The 15,312-nt window shown below is 64.0% G+C and carries 14 protein-coding genes; 10 read left to right on the top strand and 4 right to left on the bottom strand.

Features of this window, described 5'->3' with window-relative positions; all coding sequences use genetic code 11:
- Positions 1-74: 74 nt before the first annotated feature.
- Together WDA27_11035 and WDA27_11030 are read right to left on the bottom strand one after the other, a co-directional pair.
- Positions 75-1,241 (bottom strand): acyl-CoA dehydrogenase family protein, encoded by a 1,167-nt coding sequence (locus WDA27_11035; GenBank protein MFA5891462.1) that lies wholly within the window; start codon positions 1,239-1,241, stop codon positions 75-77.
- Between the two features lie 50 nt (positions 1,242-1,291).
- Positions 1,292-2,566 carry a glycosyltransferase gene (locus WDA27_11030; protein MFA5891461.1) on the bottom strand — a complete coding sequence of 425 codons (1,275 nt, stop codon included), beginning with the start codon at positions 2,564-2,566 and terminating at the stop codon, positions 1,292-1,294.
- A 492-nt stretch (positions 2,567-3,058) separates the two neighbouring features.
- On the opposite strand from WDA27_11030, the gene ccrA reads away from it, so the two are divergent.
- From ccrA to WDA27_11015, 3 genes are read left to right on the top strand one after another with little or no spacing between them, the layout of a single operon-like run.
- Positions 3,059-4,243, top strand: a complete 1,185-nt coding sequence (ccrA, locus tag WDA27_11025; protein ID MFA5891460.1) for a crotonyl-CoA carboxylase/reductase — start codon at positions 3,059-3,061, stop codon at positions 4,241-4,243.
- A 59-nt stretch (positions 4,244-4,302) separates the two neighbouring features.
- Positions 4,303-5,640: a nodulation protein NfeD gene (locus tag WDA27_11020; protein ID MFA5891459.1), complete on the top strand. Its 1,338-nt coding sequence runs from the start codon at positions 4,303-4,305 to the stop codon at positions 5,638-5,640.
- Positions 5,637-6,428 carry a slipin family protein gene (locus tag WDA27_11015; GenBank protein ID MFA5891458.1) on the top strand — a complete coding sequence of 264 codons (792 nt, stop codon included), beginning with the start codon at positions 5,637-5,639 and terminating at the stop codon, positions 6,426-6,428. The genes WDA27_11020 and WDA27_11015 overlap by 4 nt, the downstream gene beginning before the upstream one ends.
- Positions 6,429-6,440: 12 nt before the next feature.
- On the opposite strand, the gene WDA27_11010 is transcribed toward WDA27_11015, so the two are convergent.
- On the bottom strand, positions 6,441-7,619 hold the full coding sequence (locus WDA27_11010) for an acetyl-CoA C-acetyltransferase (protein ID MFA5891457.1): 1,179 nt from the start codon (positions 7,617-7,619) through the stop codon (positions 6,441-6,443).
- Between the two features lie 101 nt (positions 7,620-7,720).
- On the opposite strand from WDA27_11010, the gene mce reads away from it, so the two are divergent.
- Entirely contained in the window at positions 7,721-8,119 is a 399-nt protein-coding gene (mce, locus tag WDA27_11005; protein ID MFA5891456.1) for a methylmalonyl-CoA epimerase, read from the top strand.
- Positions 8,116-9,111, top strand: coding sequence for a lysylphosphatidylglycerol synthase transmembrane domain-containing protein (locus WDA27_11000; protein ID MFA5891455.1), 996 nt, complete (start codon positions 8,116-8,118; stop codon positions 9,109-9,111). The genes mce and WDA27_11000 overlap by 4 nt, the downstream gene beginning before the upstream one ends.
- Positions 9,112-9,183: 72 nt before the next feature.
- Here WDA27_11000 and WDA27_10995 read toward each other — a convergent pair whose 3' ends face one another.
- A complete protein-coding gene (locus tag WDA27_10995) occupies positions 9,184-10,515 on the bottom strand; it encodes a citrate synthase (GenBank protein MFA5891454.1) in 1,332 nt (443 codons plus the stop codon).
- A 262-nt stretch (positions 10,516-10,777) separates the two neighbouring features.
- Here WDA27_10995 and WDA27_10990 point away from each other — a divergent pair, with 262 nt between their 5' ends.
- The 5 genes from WDA27_10990 (at position 10,778) to WDA27_10970 (ending at position 15,267) form a co-directional block, all read left to right on the top strand.
- Positions 10,778-12,376, top strand: a complete 1,599-nt coding sequence (locus WDA27_10990; protein ID MFA5891453.1) for an acyl-CoA carboxylase subunit beta — start codon at positions 10,778-10,780, stop codon at positions 12,374-12,376.
- A gap of 8 nt (positions 12,377-12,384) precedes the next feature.
- Positions 12,385-12,666 carry a hypothetical protein gene (locus tag WDA27_10985; GenBank protein MFA5891452.1) on the top strand — a complete coding sequence of 94 codons (282 nt, stop codon included), beginning with the start codon at positions 12,385-12,387 and terminating at the stop codon, positions 12,664-12,666.
- A gap of 220 nt (positions 12,667-12,886) precedes the next feature.
- Complete coding sequence (locus tag WDA27_10980) at positions 12,887-13,261, top strand: response regulator (protein ID MFA5891451.1); 375 nt, start codon at positions 12,887-12,889, stop codon at positions 13,259-13,261.
- Positions 13,258-14,712, top strand: a complete 1,455-nt coding sequence (locus WDA27_10975; protein MFA5891450.1) for an ATPase domain-containing protein — start codon at positions 13,258-13,260, stop codon at positions 14,710-14,712. The genes WDA27_10980 and WDA27_10975 overlap by 4 nt, the downstream gene beginning before the upstream one ends.
- Positions 14,713-14,859: 147 nt before the next feature.
- Complete coding sequence (locus WDA27_10970) at positions 14,860-15,267, top strand: hypothetical protein (protein MFA5891449.1); 408 nt, start codon at positions 14,860-14,862, stop codon at positions 15,265-15,267.
- Positions 15,268-15,312 lie beyond the last annotated feature (45 nt).

The raw sequence follows: 15,312 nt of genomic DNA, 5'->3' as shown, positions 1-15,312 counted from the left end.
CGCATGCGCGTCGACGTGCGAAATCGGCCGCCGGCTTCGCCGGCGGCCGATTGTCTGTGACGAGGTTCCAGGTATCAGCTGGTGGTTCCCTTCGCCAGCGCGCGCGCGATGACGATGCGCTGGATCTGGTTGGTTCCCTCGTAGATTTGCGTGATCTTCGCGTCGCGCATCATGCGCTCCACGGGGTACTCCTTGACGTAGCCATACCCGCCGAGGATCTGTACGGCGTCGGTGGTGACCTTCATTGCGGTGTCCGAAGCGAAGCACTTGGCAATCGCGGCCCAGTACGACACGTCGGGTTCTTTCGCAGCAACCTTGCGAACTGCGGTGTAGACCAACTGGCGTGAAGCCTCAACGGCCATCGCCATGTCGGCCAACATGAACTCGATCCCTTGGAAGCTGGCAATCGGCTTTCCGAATTGCTTGCGTTCCTTGGCGTAATTGAGTGCGTAGTCGAGCGCCCCCTGGGCAATGCCGAGCGCCTGCGCGGCTATCGTCGGACGCGAGTAGTCCAGCGTTCGCATCGCGTACGTGAACCCTTCGTTCTCGGCGCCGATCAAGTCGGAACCCGGTGCCGCGTAGTCCGACAGGATCACCTCGCGGGTAGGTGAACCCTTGATTCCCATCTTGTGCTCGGTGCGTCCGATCGCGAAGCCGGGCACCTCTTGGCGGACAACGAACGCCGAGATGTTGCGGCCTCGCTTGCCTTCGGGGTCGGTGACGGCGAAGAAGCTGTAGGTGTCGGCGACACCGGCGTTGGTAATGAACCGTTTCGTGCCGTCGATCACCCAGTTGTCACCGTCCCGAACCGCTTTTGAGCGCATCGATGCGGCGTCCGAACCTGCTTCGGGTTCCGTCAGGCAGTAGGCCATCTGGCGCTCTCCGCGCACGATGCCGCCCAGCAGCTCCTGTTTCAGTTCGTCACTACCGGCCAGCATGACTGGGATCGCTCCCAGTCGGTTCACCAGTGGGATCAGCGAGACGCCGGCCGAAACTCGCGAGATCTCCTCGATGAGGATGGCGAATTCCATCGGGCCGCCGGATCCGCCGTACTCCTCGGGGTATCCGATCCCCATCAAGTCGTTGCGCACGAGAAGCTCGTGCATGTCGGCCGGATACTCGTCGGCTTCGTCGATCTCCGCGGCGCGAGGGGCGACCTTGGCTTCCACCAGATCTCGGACCGACCCGCGGAACAGTTCCTGCTCTTCAGTGGTACCGATAATCGTGCTCATGGCGGCCATTGTACGAGTGTTTCGCAGAGTCATTTCTCAAACCGACCGGTTGGGTAGGCTTAGCGCATTCGTGCCGCGCGCCGGAGAGGGATTCTCTTCGGTGGAGCGCCGGCGACCTGATGGTAGAGGTCTATGAGGTTCCGGGATTCGTCTTCCCACCGGAGCGTTGGGGCGGTGCGCGCAGCCGCTTCGCGCGCGCCCTCGTACCGCTCGTCCAGTCGATGAACCGCTGAGGCGATCGAGCTTGAGTCGGCAGGATCGCAGGTTTCCCCGACTTCGTTTCGAATGACGAACTCCGCGATCTCCGGGTTGTCCGAGACGATGACGGGAACGCCCACCGCGACGCACTCGAAGAGCTTGTTCGGCAGGGACCACCGGTGGTTCAAACAGGTGTCGAGCAAGAGTGAGAACCCGCACCATGCTCCCGCTACGAAACGCAGGAGTTCCTCGTGGGGGACCGGTCCGTGAAAGCGCACGCGGTTCTGGAGGTTCAATTCCGCGACAAGGCCCTCAAGGGTCGGGCGAAGCCGCCCGGGTCCGACCAGTGCCAAAGTGAACCGTTCATCCATCAAAGCCACAGAGCGAATGAGAACTTCAATTCCCCGGTTCGGCTGCATCCCGCCCTGATGCAGCAGCACTTTGGATCCCTCGGGGAACCCGAAATGCTCTGCGAGGGCAATCGGCTCCACCCGGGTTCGAAGGTTCGGTACGTTTCGGACCACGACGGGCATTGGGATTCCGTACTCATCCGCGGCCCACTTCGCCCGCATCGGAGTCGTGTGAATGATCGCGTCGGCGCGCGCGATCAGCCGGCGCTCGAGCTTGGCCGTCCCCGCGGGGTCGACGATGTTCTCCTGCTCCGGTGCGATCTCGTGCGAGTCGTACACGAGGCGCGCGCGCCGGAGCCGTGCCGCCCACGATGCGGCCGCGAGCGTGTTGAGGTCGTGCGCGTGATAAACGTCCGCCCGTTCAAGGACTCCGACCACGGCCATCCTGATCGAGATCACGAGTGTTCGGACGCGATCAACCGCTCCGATCCGTCCAACCGTGGTCCACGAGCGTTGAGCGGTGTTAAGTCCGCCGGCCACTAAGGATCGCTCCGGCGCTCCGCCTCCCTCGGGCCGCGCGCGCCGGAGCCAGGCGGCGCGGACCCAGTCCAACAGCCAGAACCACCTGCTGACTCTGCGGACGAAAACCGACCCCCGCTTCTCCCGCCGCTTGGTCCGATTCGCGTCCCACAGCGCGACCACGGTTACGCGCGCGCCTTCCGCCGCAAGAGCCGTCGCCTCGCGTTCCACGCGCGCGTCGTACTCGAAGGCGTTGCGCACGAACATGCACACGCGTACTCCGGCCAGGGTCATCGGCGGGCGATACCCTGCGCGGCGACCAACGTGAACGGGCGCGCGTCGATCTCCCCGGGGGGTTTCACCGGCTGGCTCATTGAGTGGTGCTTCTCCTTCGGCTTCGGGTCCGGCGGGCGGTGAACTGCCCATTCGGCGGTTCGGTTCTGAGGAACGATAGTCCTTGCCCGCCGCCGACGCCTGTTGGGGTTGCGCCTCCCGAGGAAGGGGAGAGATCGGGTCGGCCGTCTCGCCATTCTCGGAAGGCGGAGGAGTTGCCCCCAAGACAACTCTGAAATAGACGAAAACCATAGCCATTTCTCAAGCCGACCACCTTGGTAGACTTAAAGACGGATCGCCGGGAAAAAGGGGTTGACCGGACTCGCCGGCCCGTTCATCCTTGCCGGACCCGCAACAGGAGGAACCGTGCCCAAGGACATCTACGACATCGGCGAGATCCCTCCGCTCGGCGAGATTCCCGCGCGCATGTACGCGCAGGTGATTCGCCCCGAACGATTCGGCGAGCCGCAGAAGGCGTTTCAGATCGAAGAAATCGAGGTCCCCACCATCGGTAGCCACGACGCGCTTGTGCTCGTCATGGCCGCGGGGATCAACTACAACAACGTCTGGGCGGCGCGCGGCGTTCCGATCGATGTCTGCAAGGTCCACGCACGGTTCGACGAACCGTCGGAGTTCCACATCGGCGGATCCGATGCCAGCGGCATTGTGTATGCGGTAGGGGATCGCGTGTCGAACGTAGCCGTCGGCGATCGGGTCACGATTCACTGCGGCCAGTGGGACGTGGACGCCGCCGAGATCGCCGCCGGACTGGACCCGATGTTCCATTCCTCGTTCCGCATCTGGGGTTACGAGACCAATTGGGGCTCTTTCGCGCAGTTCTCCAAGGTTCAGGCGCACCAGTGCATGCCCAAGGCTCCGCACTTGACCTGGGAGCAGGCTGCTGCGCCGACGCTGGTGGGTGCGACCGCCTATCGGATGCTTCACGGCTGGGCGCCGAACACGGTGAAGCCCGGCGAGCCGGTTTTGATTTGGGGCGGCGCGGGGGGGCTGGGGTCAATGGCGATTCAGTTGACGGCGGCCGCAGGCGGGCTTCCGGTCGCCGTCGTCTCCAGCCGTGAGAAGTTCGAGCATTGTCGTCGTTTGGGTGCGGTCGGGGTCATCGATCGCAAGGACTTCGACCACTGGGGTCTTCCGCCCCACTGGACGGACACTGATGCGTACGCAGTGTGGCTTGAGGGCGCGAAGCGATTTGGAAAGGCCTTCTGGGACGCGCTCGGAGACAAACGCAGTCCCACTATTGTGTTCGAGCATCCCGGCGAGTCTACGGTTCCCACGAGCATCTTCATGTGCGAGACCGGCGGGATGGTCGTGATCTGCGCCGGGACGTCCGGGTACAACGCCGTGGCGGACCTTCGGTATCTGTGGATGCGTCAAAAGCGCTTCCAGGGTTCACACTTCGCAAACGACGAGCAGTGCTACGCGTTCAACGATCTCGTGGTCGACGGGGTCGTCGACCCCTGCCTTTCGGAAACGTTTACGTTCGAGGGCATTGCGACCGCGCACCAGGTGATGTCGGAGAACAGGCACATGGAAGGCAACATGGCTGCACTGGTGTCCTCTCCCGAGGCCGGGCGCAAGGACGTTTCCTAGCCCACGCCCTCGGGCCGCATTTCATCGACCGGATGCGCGCGCGCTGATACGTTGACGGCGTGAGCCGTCACATTGGTTCTTTCCGTTCGTGGCGCGTGCTTCGCGCGTGGGTCGCGCTCGGGTCTTGTGCATGGATCGTCCTGGTCGCATTGGCGGGTCCCGCCGGGGCTGCCCGGAACCGAGTCCTCGTGGCGACGGTCAGGGGGGCGATTACACCCGTCATTGCCGATCACCTTCGAGACGGCGTCGCTCAGGCGGAGCGAAACGGAGCTGCCGCCTTCGTCGTCGAGTTGGACACCCCTGGCGGTTTGGACGCTTCGATGCGCGACATCGTCCAGTCGTTCCTTCTCTCTCGCGTTCCGGTCGTCGTCTGGGTTGCCCCTCAAGGCGCGCGCGCGGCATCGGCCGGTGCAATCATCACGATCTCCGCACACGTGGCCGCGATGGCTCCGGGAACCGCCATCGGCGCTGCGACGCCCGTGGATCTTCAGGGCGGGGACATCTCCACCAAGATCATCAATGACGCGGCAGCGTACGCGGAGTCGCTCGCGAAGCTTCGTGGGCGCAATGTCGAATTCGCGGTGAGCGCGGTGCGCAAGGGAACCTCGATCGCAGCCGATGAAGCAGTGCGCATCGGCGCGGTGGACCTGATCGCCGCGACGCGGCCGGCCCTGTTGCGGGCGATCGATGGGCGCGAGGTCAAGCTGTCCGGCGGCGCCGGCGTGACGTTGCGCACATCCGGCGCTGAGGTGGATCGGTACGAACTGCGAGGCTTTCGAAGCGTTTTGCAATGGCTTGCGGATCCGAACCTCGCGTTCCTCTTCTTGTCGATCGGAACATTGGCGATCATCTACGAGCTTGCGAACCCGGGAATCGGAGCCGGAGGGATCGTCGGCGTGATCCTGATCGTTACGGCGATGTTCAGCCTGTCGGTGCTTCCCGTGAACGCGGTGGGAGCCATCTTGATGCTGCTGTCGCTGGGCCTGTTTGTCGCCGAGGTACTCACGCCCGGGGTCGGCGTCTTCGCGGCCGGAGGTACCGCATCCTTGTTGCTTGGGGGTGTCTTCTTGTTCCGGGGGTCCGTCGGCGTCGATCTCGGAGTATCGATTCCCATCGCGCTGGTGGTTGGGGCTTGCGCCGTTGTGTTTACACGTTTGGCGTGGCGGTCCCGACACCTGCCCTCGCAGGCGGGAGCTCCCGGACTCGTCGGCGCGCGCGGCGTGGTGCGTGCGGCGGACGGACTCACCGGAGACGTGTTTGTCAACGGAGCGTGGTGGCGCGCGCGCTCGGCGTCGGGGCCGCTCGTCGTCGGCAGCGAGGTCCGCGTGCTCGAATTGGACGGGTTGACGTTGATTGTAGATAAGACCGCCACAGGGCGGGAGGGGGAGAAGTTATGAGCGACGCTCTGCTTACCGGTATCGGTGCCGCGCTGGTTCTGATATTCGCCGTCGGCGCCGCGGCGGTGCGGGTCGTGAAGGAGTACGAGCGAGGGGTGATCTTCCGACTCGGGCGCGTCATCGGCGCAAAGGGGCCCGGCCTGTTCTTCATCGTGCCGGTCATCGACCGCATGGTGAAGGTCAACTTGCAGACCGTGACGATGGACATCCCCCCGCAGGACGTCATCACCAAGGACAACGTCACGGTGCGGGTGAACGCAGTGGCCTACTTCAACGTGCTTGACCCGATCAAGGCCGTCGTCGCCATCCAGAACTACATCTTCGGTACGTCCCAGGTGGCGCAGACAACGCTGCGTAGCATCCTGGGACAGGTGGAACTCGACGAGTTGCTGGCGAATCGCGACGAGATCAATCGGCGGCTGCAGCAGGTCATCGATGGTCTGACCGATCCATGGGGGATCAAGGTGACGCTGGTCGAGGTCAAGGACGTCGAGCTTCCCGAGCAGATGCGTCGTGCGATGGCCCGGCAGGCCGAGGCAGAGCGAGAGCGGCGGGCGAAGGTCATTCACGCTCAGGGAGAAAAGGAAGCGGCTCGCGCTTTGTCGGAAGCTGCTGCCGAGCTGGGCCAACATCCCGCTGCGATGCAGTTGCGGGTGTTGTCCACCATGGCTGAGGTGGCTACGGAAAGGAACTCCACGCTGATCTTTCCGCTACCCGTCGAACTGCTGCGCCTGGTGGACACCCTTACGCGCAAGATCGACGGCACGATGGGGACGCCGCAGGCCTAGAAACGCCCGGTTCTACACGCGGACGATCAGCGCGTCACCCTGGCCGCCGCCACCGCAGAGCGCCGCAACCGCGACGCCGCCACCGCGACGACGCAGTTCGTGGATCGCGGTCAGGACCAGGCGCGCGCCACTCATGCCGATGGGGTGTCCCAAGGCAACGGCGCCGCCGTTGACGTTGATCTTGTCTTCGGAGATCCCAAGTTCGCGCGCAGATGCGATCGCAACCGATGCGAACGCCTCGTTGATCTCATAGAGATCTAGTGACGCAGGGTCTAGTCCGGCTTTTGCTGCTGCCATGCGGATCGCGTTGGCCGGCTGCAGGTGCAGGCTGGGATCGGGGCCGGAAACCTGACCGTGCGCCACGATTTGCGCCAGGGGCTCGAGGCCCAGCGCCGCGGCTTTCTGCGCCGAGGTCACCACGAGCGCGGCCGCGCCGTCGGATATCTGCGAGGCGTTGCCGGCGGTGATGGTGCCGTCCTTGGCGAAGGCCGGGGAGAGTTTGCCGAGTGATTCCGCGGTCGCTCCGGGGCGAATGCCTTCGTCTTCCTCTATGCGCGCCGGGTCGCCCTTTCGCTGCGGAACTTCGATTGCGACGATCTCATCCGATAGCCGTCCGGCTTTCGCGGCTTCGGCGGCGCGCTCATGCGAGCGTGCCGCCCATTCGTCTTGCGCGATGCGGTCGATGCCCAAGGTCGCGTTCATCCGGTCCGAGCTTTCGCCCATGTGGCACTTGTCGAAGGCGCACCAAAGGCCGTCGTGGATCATCAAGTCGACGACCGAGCCGTTACCCATGCGGAACCCTGCTCGGGCCTTGGGCAGTGCGTACGGCGCGTTGGTCATGGACTCCATTCCGCCGGCGAGTGCAATGCCCATTTCCCCCGCGCGGATGAGCGCGTCGGCGAGGTGGACTGCGTTCAAGCCCGACAGGCAAACCTTGTTGATCGTGATCGCCGGAACCTCCATCGGAACGTCTCCCGCGACGGCGGCTTGCCGCGCGGTGATCTGTCCTTGTCCGGCCTGCAGGACGTGTCCCATGATGACGTAGTCCAACTGGTCTCCGGTCACTCCGGCGCGCGCCAGTGCCTCGCGGATGGCGATACCGCCGAGCTGCGTGGCGGTGAACCCGCCGAGCGCTCCCTGGAACTTGCCGATCGGCGTGCGGACGCCGGAGACGATTACGGAACCGGTCATGTGGAACCCCCTGGTTAACGGGCGAGGCTTTGATCTTACGTGGCGGCGGCCGACTGTTCGAGACCGCCCGGTTCGAGCAGGCCGCGGGTAGAATCGCCCGCATGTTTCAGCGAGTGGATCACATCGGCATTGCAGTCCGAGACCTCGACGCGGCGATCGCGTTCTATCAGGTGACCTTCGGCGTGGCTTTCACCTACCGGCACACCGTGGAGTCGCAGGGCGTCGAGGAGGCCATGGGGCGGGTCGGGGAGTCCTGGATCCAGTTGTTGTGTCCACTGGGTTCCGACACTCCGGTCGGCAAGTTCATCGAGGCGCGCGGCGAAGGGGTGCACCACGTGGCTTACGGGGTCGCCGACGTTCACGCCGTACTCGGCGATCTGAAAGAGGCCGGGTTGCACTTGATCGACGAGCATCCGCGTCCGGGGTCGCGCGACTCGACCATCGCGTTTATCCATCCGAAGTCGGTCGGCGGGGTTCTGGTCGAACTGGTCCAGGAGTGAGTTCTCCCGAGGACGGCCTTGAGCCCGCGCCCCCTCGCGGCGGAGGGTTGAAACTGGTCTTGCGGCTCGCCATTGGTGCCGCAGTGCTCGGGCTTCTCGTGTTGCGCAATCCGGGGGAGATCGTCCATGCCGTCGCTGATGCGCGTCCGGTCTGGGTGGCGCTCGGGTCGGTTGCCTTCCTCGCCGGACTCGTGGTGAGCGCATTGCGATGGCGGTCGTATCTCGAAGTGTTGGAGTTGCGCCTCTCAGTTGCAGCGCTCGTGCGCCTTTGCTTCGTTGGAACCTTCTTCAACGCGTTTCTGCCGACCGGTGTGGGCGGCGATGCCTACAAGGCGGTGCGCGTCGCGAAGGCGCGCGGACGGGGACCGGAGGCGTTCGCGTCGGTGTTCCTTGACCGGTTTGCCGGTGTAGTCGCGTTAGCGCTGATCGGTCTGATGGGAACCGCCACCGAGCTGTTTCAGCGCGACACCGACCTGCGAGTGGCGTCGCTTTCCATCCTTCTCAGCGGCGGGATCTTGCTGGCGGCTGTGGTATTGCTGACTGCGGGTGAGCGCTTGCTGGGGCGTGGCTGGTTGGTGAAGCACCACGGTTTGGGCGAGAAGATCCGAAGCGCGGTGCGCGCGATCCACGGTGCGGGACGGCACCCCGCTGCTGCGGCGCGCGGGTACCTTCTCGGGCTCGTATATCAAGCGCTGATGCTGGGAACACACCTGGCTGTGGCGCGCGCGTTGGGGCTCAAGGGCGTGTCGGCAGGGGCGATGGCCGGAATCGTCGTGATCTCGTCGATGGCCACGATGATCCCGGTAACGGTCAACGGTTTGGGGTTCCGTGAGGCGTCCTATGTGTGGGCGCTGGGGACGTTCGGGGTGGTCGCGGCGCCGGCGCGCGCCTTCGCTGTGCTCATTCTTGCGGTTCTGGTGTTTGCGAGCGCCGTCGGCGGGTTGGTCTACGTGGTAGCCGGTGGCGAAATACGGTCGGACGCGCAGAACTAGACTCGGCGCATATGGTTCGGGCCGGGGAACCAGGCAGAACCCAGCACCCCGGCCCGAAGACCCGGTGTTCGCTTAGCCCTTGCGAACGGGAACAGTGCGCTCTTCGTAGCCGGCGAAGATCTGGCGCGGACGCATGATCTTCTGCTCGGTGTCGAGGAGTCCCTCTTCCCACTGCGCGAGCCAGCCCGGCGTCCGTCCGATCGCGAACAGCACCGGGAACATCTCGACCGGGAAGCCCATGGCCAAGTAGATGATCCCCGAGTAGAAGTCCACGTTCGGGTAGAGCTTGTGGGAGACGAAGTAATCGTCTTCCAGCGCGATTCGCTCCAGTTCCATGGCGATGTCCAGAAGCGGTGTGCGTCCGAGCGTCTCGAGCACTTCGTCGGTCAGCTTCTTGATGACCTTGGCGCGCGGGTCGTAGCTCTTGTAGACGCGGTGGCCGAAGCCCATCAGGCGGATGTCGCCTTCCTTGACCCGCTTGATGTAGGCGGGGATCGCGTCCACTGATCCGATTTCGCGGAGCATGCGCAGCACCATCTCGTTGGCGCCGCCGTGCAGTGGCCCGTACAGCGCAGCAACGCCGCCGGCCGTGGCGGAGTATGGATCTGCCTGCGAGCTGCCGATCGTGCGCACCGCCGTGGTCGAGCAGTTCTGCTCGTGGTCGGCGTGAAGGATGAACAGAACGTCCAGTGCCTTCTCCAGTACCGGGTTCGGCGTGTACTTCAGCTCGGTGGCTTTCCACATCATGTTCAAGAAGTTGCCCGCGTACGACAGATCGTTGTCCGGATACGCGTACCGAAGGCCGTTTGCGTGGCGGTGCGCGAACGCAGCCAGCGTGGGCATCTTCGCGATGAGCCGGACGATCTGCTTGCGGCGGGCTTCCTCGTTGAAGATGTCCTTGGACTCCGGGTAGAACGTGGACAAGGCCCCGACGGTTCCGACGAGGATGCCCATCGGGTGCGCGTCGTGGTGAAAGCCGTCGATGAACTTCTTGATGTTTTCGTGGATGAATGTGTGGTGCGTAACCTCGTGGCGCCACCCATCAAGCTGCACCGGCGTGGGCAACTCGCCGTTCAAGATGAGGTACGCGACTTCCAGGAACCCGCAGTGCTCGGCCAACTGATCGATCGGGTATCCGCGGTAGCGCAGGATCCCCTTGTCTCCGTCGATGTAGGTGATCGAACTTCGGCAACTCGCCGTGTTCATGTACCCCGGGTCGTAGGTCATCAGCCCGAAGTCGTCCTCGGACACCTTGATCTTGCGCAGGTCCGTGGCGCGGATCGTCCCATCTTGGATGGGGACTTCGTAGCTCTTTCCGTTGCGATTGTCCGTGATGGAGAGAGTGCCTTCGGCCGGCCGGCTCGTGTCGGCCCCCGCCTTGCTTCCTTCTTTAGTGACGCTCATGCCGACCTCCGTTTCCGACGAGCCTTCGTAGGGCTCGCCGTATGAACCTGAGAAAGGGCATGCGGGGCACTTGAGACTTCGTGTGCAGTCGTCCCACGCGCTCCGCACCGCCTCCCCGCTGCTTGCGGCACCGCAGATCATAGGCTGGCTCGGCGAGTCGGTACAGTTGGGCGTGCGTCCGGGTTCGCGCCTTGCCGGGGGAGGCCGGCCAACGCCGCCGGAGGAGACCTTACGCGTACCCCTCGGGTACACTCCCGCACCGATGACGACGAAGAGGAATAACGCGCCCGAACCGCCGCCCAAGGGCCGGCACACGGTCGAAGATCGCATCGAGGAACTGCACCGTAAGCGTGAGGCGGCGCTGCACGCGGCTTCTGCCGAGGCGGTAAAGCGCCAGCATGAGCGAGGCAAGCTGACCGCCCGGGAGCGTATCGACTTGTTGATGGACCCCGGGTCCTTCCGCGAGATCGACTGGTCCGCGCGCCACCGCACGCACGGGTTCGGCAGCGAGCGTCATCGCCCCATAGGCGATGCCGTCGTGACCGGGTGGGGCACGATCGATGACCGTAAGGTCTTCGTGTTCAGCCAGGATTTCGCGGTCTTCGGCGGGTCGGTCGGCGAGGTCATGAGCGAGAAGATCTGCAAAGTCATGGACCTCGCGATGTCGGTGGGCGCGCCGATCATCGGCCTGAACGACTCGGGTGGCGCGCGCATCCAAGAGGGTGTTGTGTCGCTCGCGGCGTACGGCTACATCTTCGACCGTAATGTGCGCGCGTCGGGCGTCATCCCTCAGATCAGCGTGATCATGGGTCCGTGTGCCGGCGGCGCCGTCTACTCGCCTGCGATCACCGACTTCGTGTTCATGGTCAAGGGAACATCGCACATGGCGATCACCGGTCCGGAGGTCATCAAGACCGTGACCGGAGAAGTCGTGACGCTCGAAGAACTCGGCGGGGCGATGACGCACGCAACCAAGTCGGGCATCGCTCACTTCGTGGCTGAGGACGAGAAGCACTGCCTGCAGATGGTGCGCTACTTGGTGTCCTTCTTGCCCGCGAACAACATGCAGGACGCCCCGTTCTTCCCGTCCGCGGATCCTGCCGATCGAAGGTCGGAGCGGATCATCGAGTTATTGCCCGACGAACCGAACCGCCCGTACGACGTCGTCGAGGTCATCGGCGAGATCGTGGACGACGGTGAGTTCCTTGAAGTCCTTCAGCACTATGCGCAGAACATGGTCACAGGGCTCGCGCGCTTGAACGGGCGGGTGGTCGGGATCGTCGCCAACCAGCCGAAGGTGCTCGCCGGGGTGCTCGACATCAACGGGAGCGATAAGGGCGCGCGGTTCATTCGCTTCTGCGATGCGTTCAACATTCCGCTTGTGGTGTTCGAAGATGTTCCGGGTTTCCTGCCGGGGACGAACCAGGAATGGGGCGGAATCATTCGCCACGGGGCCAAGATCCTCTACGCCTTCAGCGAAGCGACCGTCCCCAGGATCACGGTCGTCACGCGCAAGGCTTACGGTGGTGCGTACGTCGTCATGAACTCGCGGTCGATCCGCGCCGACGTCGTGTTCGCCTGGCCGACGGCCGAGTTCGCGGTCATGGGGCCGGAAGGTGCCGTCAACATCATCCACCGCAAGGAACTCGAGAACGCCGAAGACAAAGTGGAACGTCGTGCGGAACTGGTCGCGGACTACGTCGAGAAGTTCGTCAATCCCTACGTCGCATCCGAGCGAGGGTATGTCGACGACGTCATCGATCCGCGCGACACGCGTGCACGCCTGATCGACGCGCTGGAGATGTTGTTGTCCAAGCGCGAGACGTTGCCGCCGCGCAAGCACGGCAACATTCCGCTGTAGGAGTGGGTGTGGGCGAAGCACCGAAGGTGCGGGTGATCTCCGGGCGGCCGACGCCGCAGGAAGAGCATGCCGCACGCCTGGCGATCGTGCGCCTGTGGCAGGAAGACGCCGCAGCCGAAGCCCGGGCCGCCTCGGGGAACCCCTGGGTGATGGCCGGCAGGGTAGAGGGCGCGCGGCAGTCTTTTGGGGCGGTGCGTGCGAGCGCCGGTCCCGATTCCTGGCGCGTGTCGGGCCGTATTTCCGCAGGCTCCGTGTCGAGAACGCAAAGGGGCCAACTGGGCGGAGTCTGACCGCAAACAGGCGCGTTCGGGCTATTCCAATATCTGCCTTCGTAGGGTTCTATGAAGGTAAGGCATAAGGCCACTGCTGGAGGCCGGTCGGGAGGACCGTGGTTCTGCTCGGGTTTCGTTAGCGGGGGTTACGATGCGAGCCGAGGAAATCGGGTGGCGTGCGATTGGTTCCCTCTCTTCGCGGGGCGGATCGGATCCCGGCGAATCGCGGCTGAGGGTGGTGGCAACGGAAACGAACGGAGCGACATCGATCCTCGTCGTGGACGACGAACCCGACGTCAGGTTCCTGCTGCGCATGATCTTCCAGGGCGCCGGGCACTCGGTCGTTGAGGCGCGCAACGGACTGGTCGCGCTCGACTGCGTTCGCGAAGCGAAGCCGTCGGTGGTGGTGACCGACTTGATGATGCCGGTGATGGACGGTCGGGAGTTGATCGAACGGCTCCGCTCTGATCCCCAGATGGCGGCGGTTCCGATCTTGCTGATCAGCGCGAGCCCCATCAACGGCGTTGGCGCCGATGCGGTTCTGAAGAAGCCGTTCCGAAGTGCGGATTTATTGGCGCTGATTCAGGATCTGCTTGAGGGGCGAGTCGAATGAATCTCATCTCAACCGGGATAGTCGAGTTGGACGAGATCCTCGAAGGGGGGTTCTCGCCTGGGGCGCTCGTGGTAATCGCTGGTGCGCCCGGGACCGGCAAGACGATCCTTGCGCAACAGTTCTCGTTCGCGTGCGCGACGCGCGAGCACAAGGCTGTGTACTACTCGACGTTGTCGGAGCCGCACGCCAAACTCATTCGCCACCTCGAGAGTTTCGAGTTCTTCGATCAATCCGCGCTCGGTGGCAGGGTGGAGTTCGTGCACGTGGACGTCGCGTCGTCGCACGGCAACGGCCGACTGGAGGAGGCCTTCGGCGAGATCGTTCGCAACTGCTTCGCAGTGCAACCGACTGCGGTCGTGATCGACAGCGCGAAAGCGCTGCACGATTCAGTCGGCGAGTCGAGTTTGCGCGAGAAGATCTACGAGTTGGCGAGCCGCGTCGCGCACACCAACGCTGTGCTGATGTTTGTCGGTGAGTACACCGAGGAGGAGCTGGGGACGGCGCCGGAATTCGCGGTTGCCGACACCATCTTGTACCTGGCGAATTCGCCGAAGGGCGCGCGCGACCAACGGTCGCTGCGCGTGGTGAAGAATCGGGGCTCGGGTTACATCTCGGGACGGCATGTCTTTCGGATTGGGGTTCGCGGGATCGAAGTGTTCCCGCGCTTTGAGTCGGTGGCTCCCGTGCAGCGGGAGTTTGCGCCTGGTCGAGTGACTTCGGGATCTCCGGTTCTGGACGCGATGATCGGCGGGGGATTCCCGGTGGGAGGTTCGTCGCTGCTGGGGGGTCCGTCCGGAGCCGGCAAGACCGTGCTCGGGTTGCAGTTCGTCGTGTCGGGAGTCGATGCCGGACAGCGGTGCCTGTATGTGACGTTCCAGGAGAGCGATCGCCAGTTGATTGCCAAGGCGAAGGCCTTCGGGTGGGATCTCGAGCCGATGATCGAGCAAGGGCGGCTGCGTGTGCTCTTCATGGAGCCGGTAGCTCTGGGCTTGGATGTTGTGGGGGCTCAGTTGCGGGAGATCCTTGATCGTGAGGATTTCAGCAAGGTCGTCCTCGACAGTCTGGCCGAGGTCGAAGGCGCGGCCGAGGGGACGGACCGGTTCCCCGACTTCTTGTGGTCGCTTGTCAATACGTTCCGCGGCCGGGGCATTACGTCGCTGTTCACAAACGAGACGCGTGCGTTCTTCGGCTCGTCCTTCGAGTTGGCCGGAGGGCTCTCGTACATCTTCGACAACGTGATCCTGCTGCGATATGTGGAGTTGGACTCCGAGATTCGGCGCGCGATGGCGATCGTGAAGATGCGCGACAGTGAGCACGTCAAGAGCCTGGTCGAGTTTGAGGTCGGGGGCAAAGGGCTGGTCATCCGAGGGAAGTTCACCGGATTGCGTGGGGTCCTATCGGGTTCTCCGGTAATGGCCGAGGAGAAGTTTCGGGAGTTCTTCGGCAGTTAGAGAGGCTACGCATGCACGGGTTTCTGAGGGCGATCGCAGATTTCGTCCGGCGAGTGTTCCGCGGCGGCCGACCGAAGGCGCCTGCGAACCCCGCCGAGGCGTTTGATGAGTTCTTCGGACGATGAGAAGAATGGGCGGTGAGCACTGATGCGATCAGAGCAGTTGGCGATTTCGTACCTGGCGGCTGCGGTGTTCGCCCTCGTCGCCGTCCGAGTCCTCAGTCGGTGGCTGCGGTCGCGGCAGCCTCAACAGGCGCACCTGGCTTGGGCAACGGGTCTGTTCGCAGTGTCTCAGACCGTCAGTGCGGTCAGCGCGACGTTGTTCGACCAGTCGAAGCTCGAGACAGCGCCTCGGTGGCTCAGCACGTCCTCATCGGCCATCACCTGGATGTCGATCCTGGCGTTCTTCCTGTTTCTTGCGGACTTCATTCCCTTTCCGAAGTGGGCCATTCGGTTTGTGGTCGCGGTGACGCCCGCTCTGGTTGTTCTTGGTGCGATCGAGCAGCCCGACCTTCGGTTGGGACTGCCCCAGGTTCGGTTGACTCCTGATGTGTGAGGATTAGGTCCTCACCGGAAGGAAAGGTCACCATGCCCAAAGCGT

Source organism: Actinomycetota bacterium, from assembly GCA_041658565.1.
Lineage (GTDB): Bacteria > Actinomycetota > AC-67 > AC-67 > AC-67 > JBAZZY01.
Note: the sequence above shows the minus strand (reverse complement) of the source record. Positions and strands in the feature narration are given on the sequence as shown.

Coding starts and splice junctions, on each gene's coding strand:
- WDA27_11035 (MFA5891462.1), bottom strand. CDS start 1,241: ATGGCCGCCATGAGCACGATTATCGGTACCACTGAAGAGCAGGAACTG.
- WDA27_11030 (MFA5891461.1), bottom strand. CDS start 2,566: ATGTTCGTGCGCAACGCCTTCGAGTACGACGCGCGCGTGGAACGCGAG.
- ccrA (MFA5891460.1), top strand. CDS start 3,059: ATGTACGCGCAGGTGATTCGCCCCGAACGATTCGGCGAGCCGCAGAAG.
- WDA27_11015 (MFA5891458.1), top strand. CDS start 5,637: ATGAGCGACGCTCTGCTTACCGGTATCGGTGCCGCGCTGGTTCTGATA.
- WDA27_11010 (MFA5891457.1), bottom strand. CDS start 7,619: ATGACCGGTTCCGTAATCGTCTCCGGCGTCCGCACGCCGATCGGCAAG.
- mce (MFA5891456.1), top strand. CDS start 7,721: ATGTTTCAGCGAGTGGATCACATCGGCATTGCAGTCCGAGACCTCGAC.
- WDA27_10995 (MFA5891454.1), bottom strand. CDS start 10,515: ATGAGCGTCACTAAAGAAGGAAGCAAGGCGGGGGCCGACACGAGCCGG.
- WDA27_10990 (MFA5891453.1), top strand. CDS start 10,778: ATGACGACGAAGAGGAATAACGCGCCCGAACCGCCGCCCAAGGGCCGG.
- WDA27_10975 (MFA5891450.1), top strand. CDS start 13,258: ATGAATCTCATCTCAACCGGGATAGTCGAGTTGGACGAGATCCTCGAA.
- WDA27_10970 (MFA5891449.1), top strand. CDS start 14,860: ATGCGATCAGAGCAGTTGGCGATTTCGTACCTGGCGGCTGCGGTGTTC.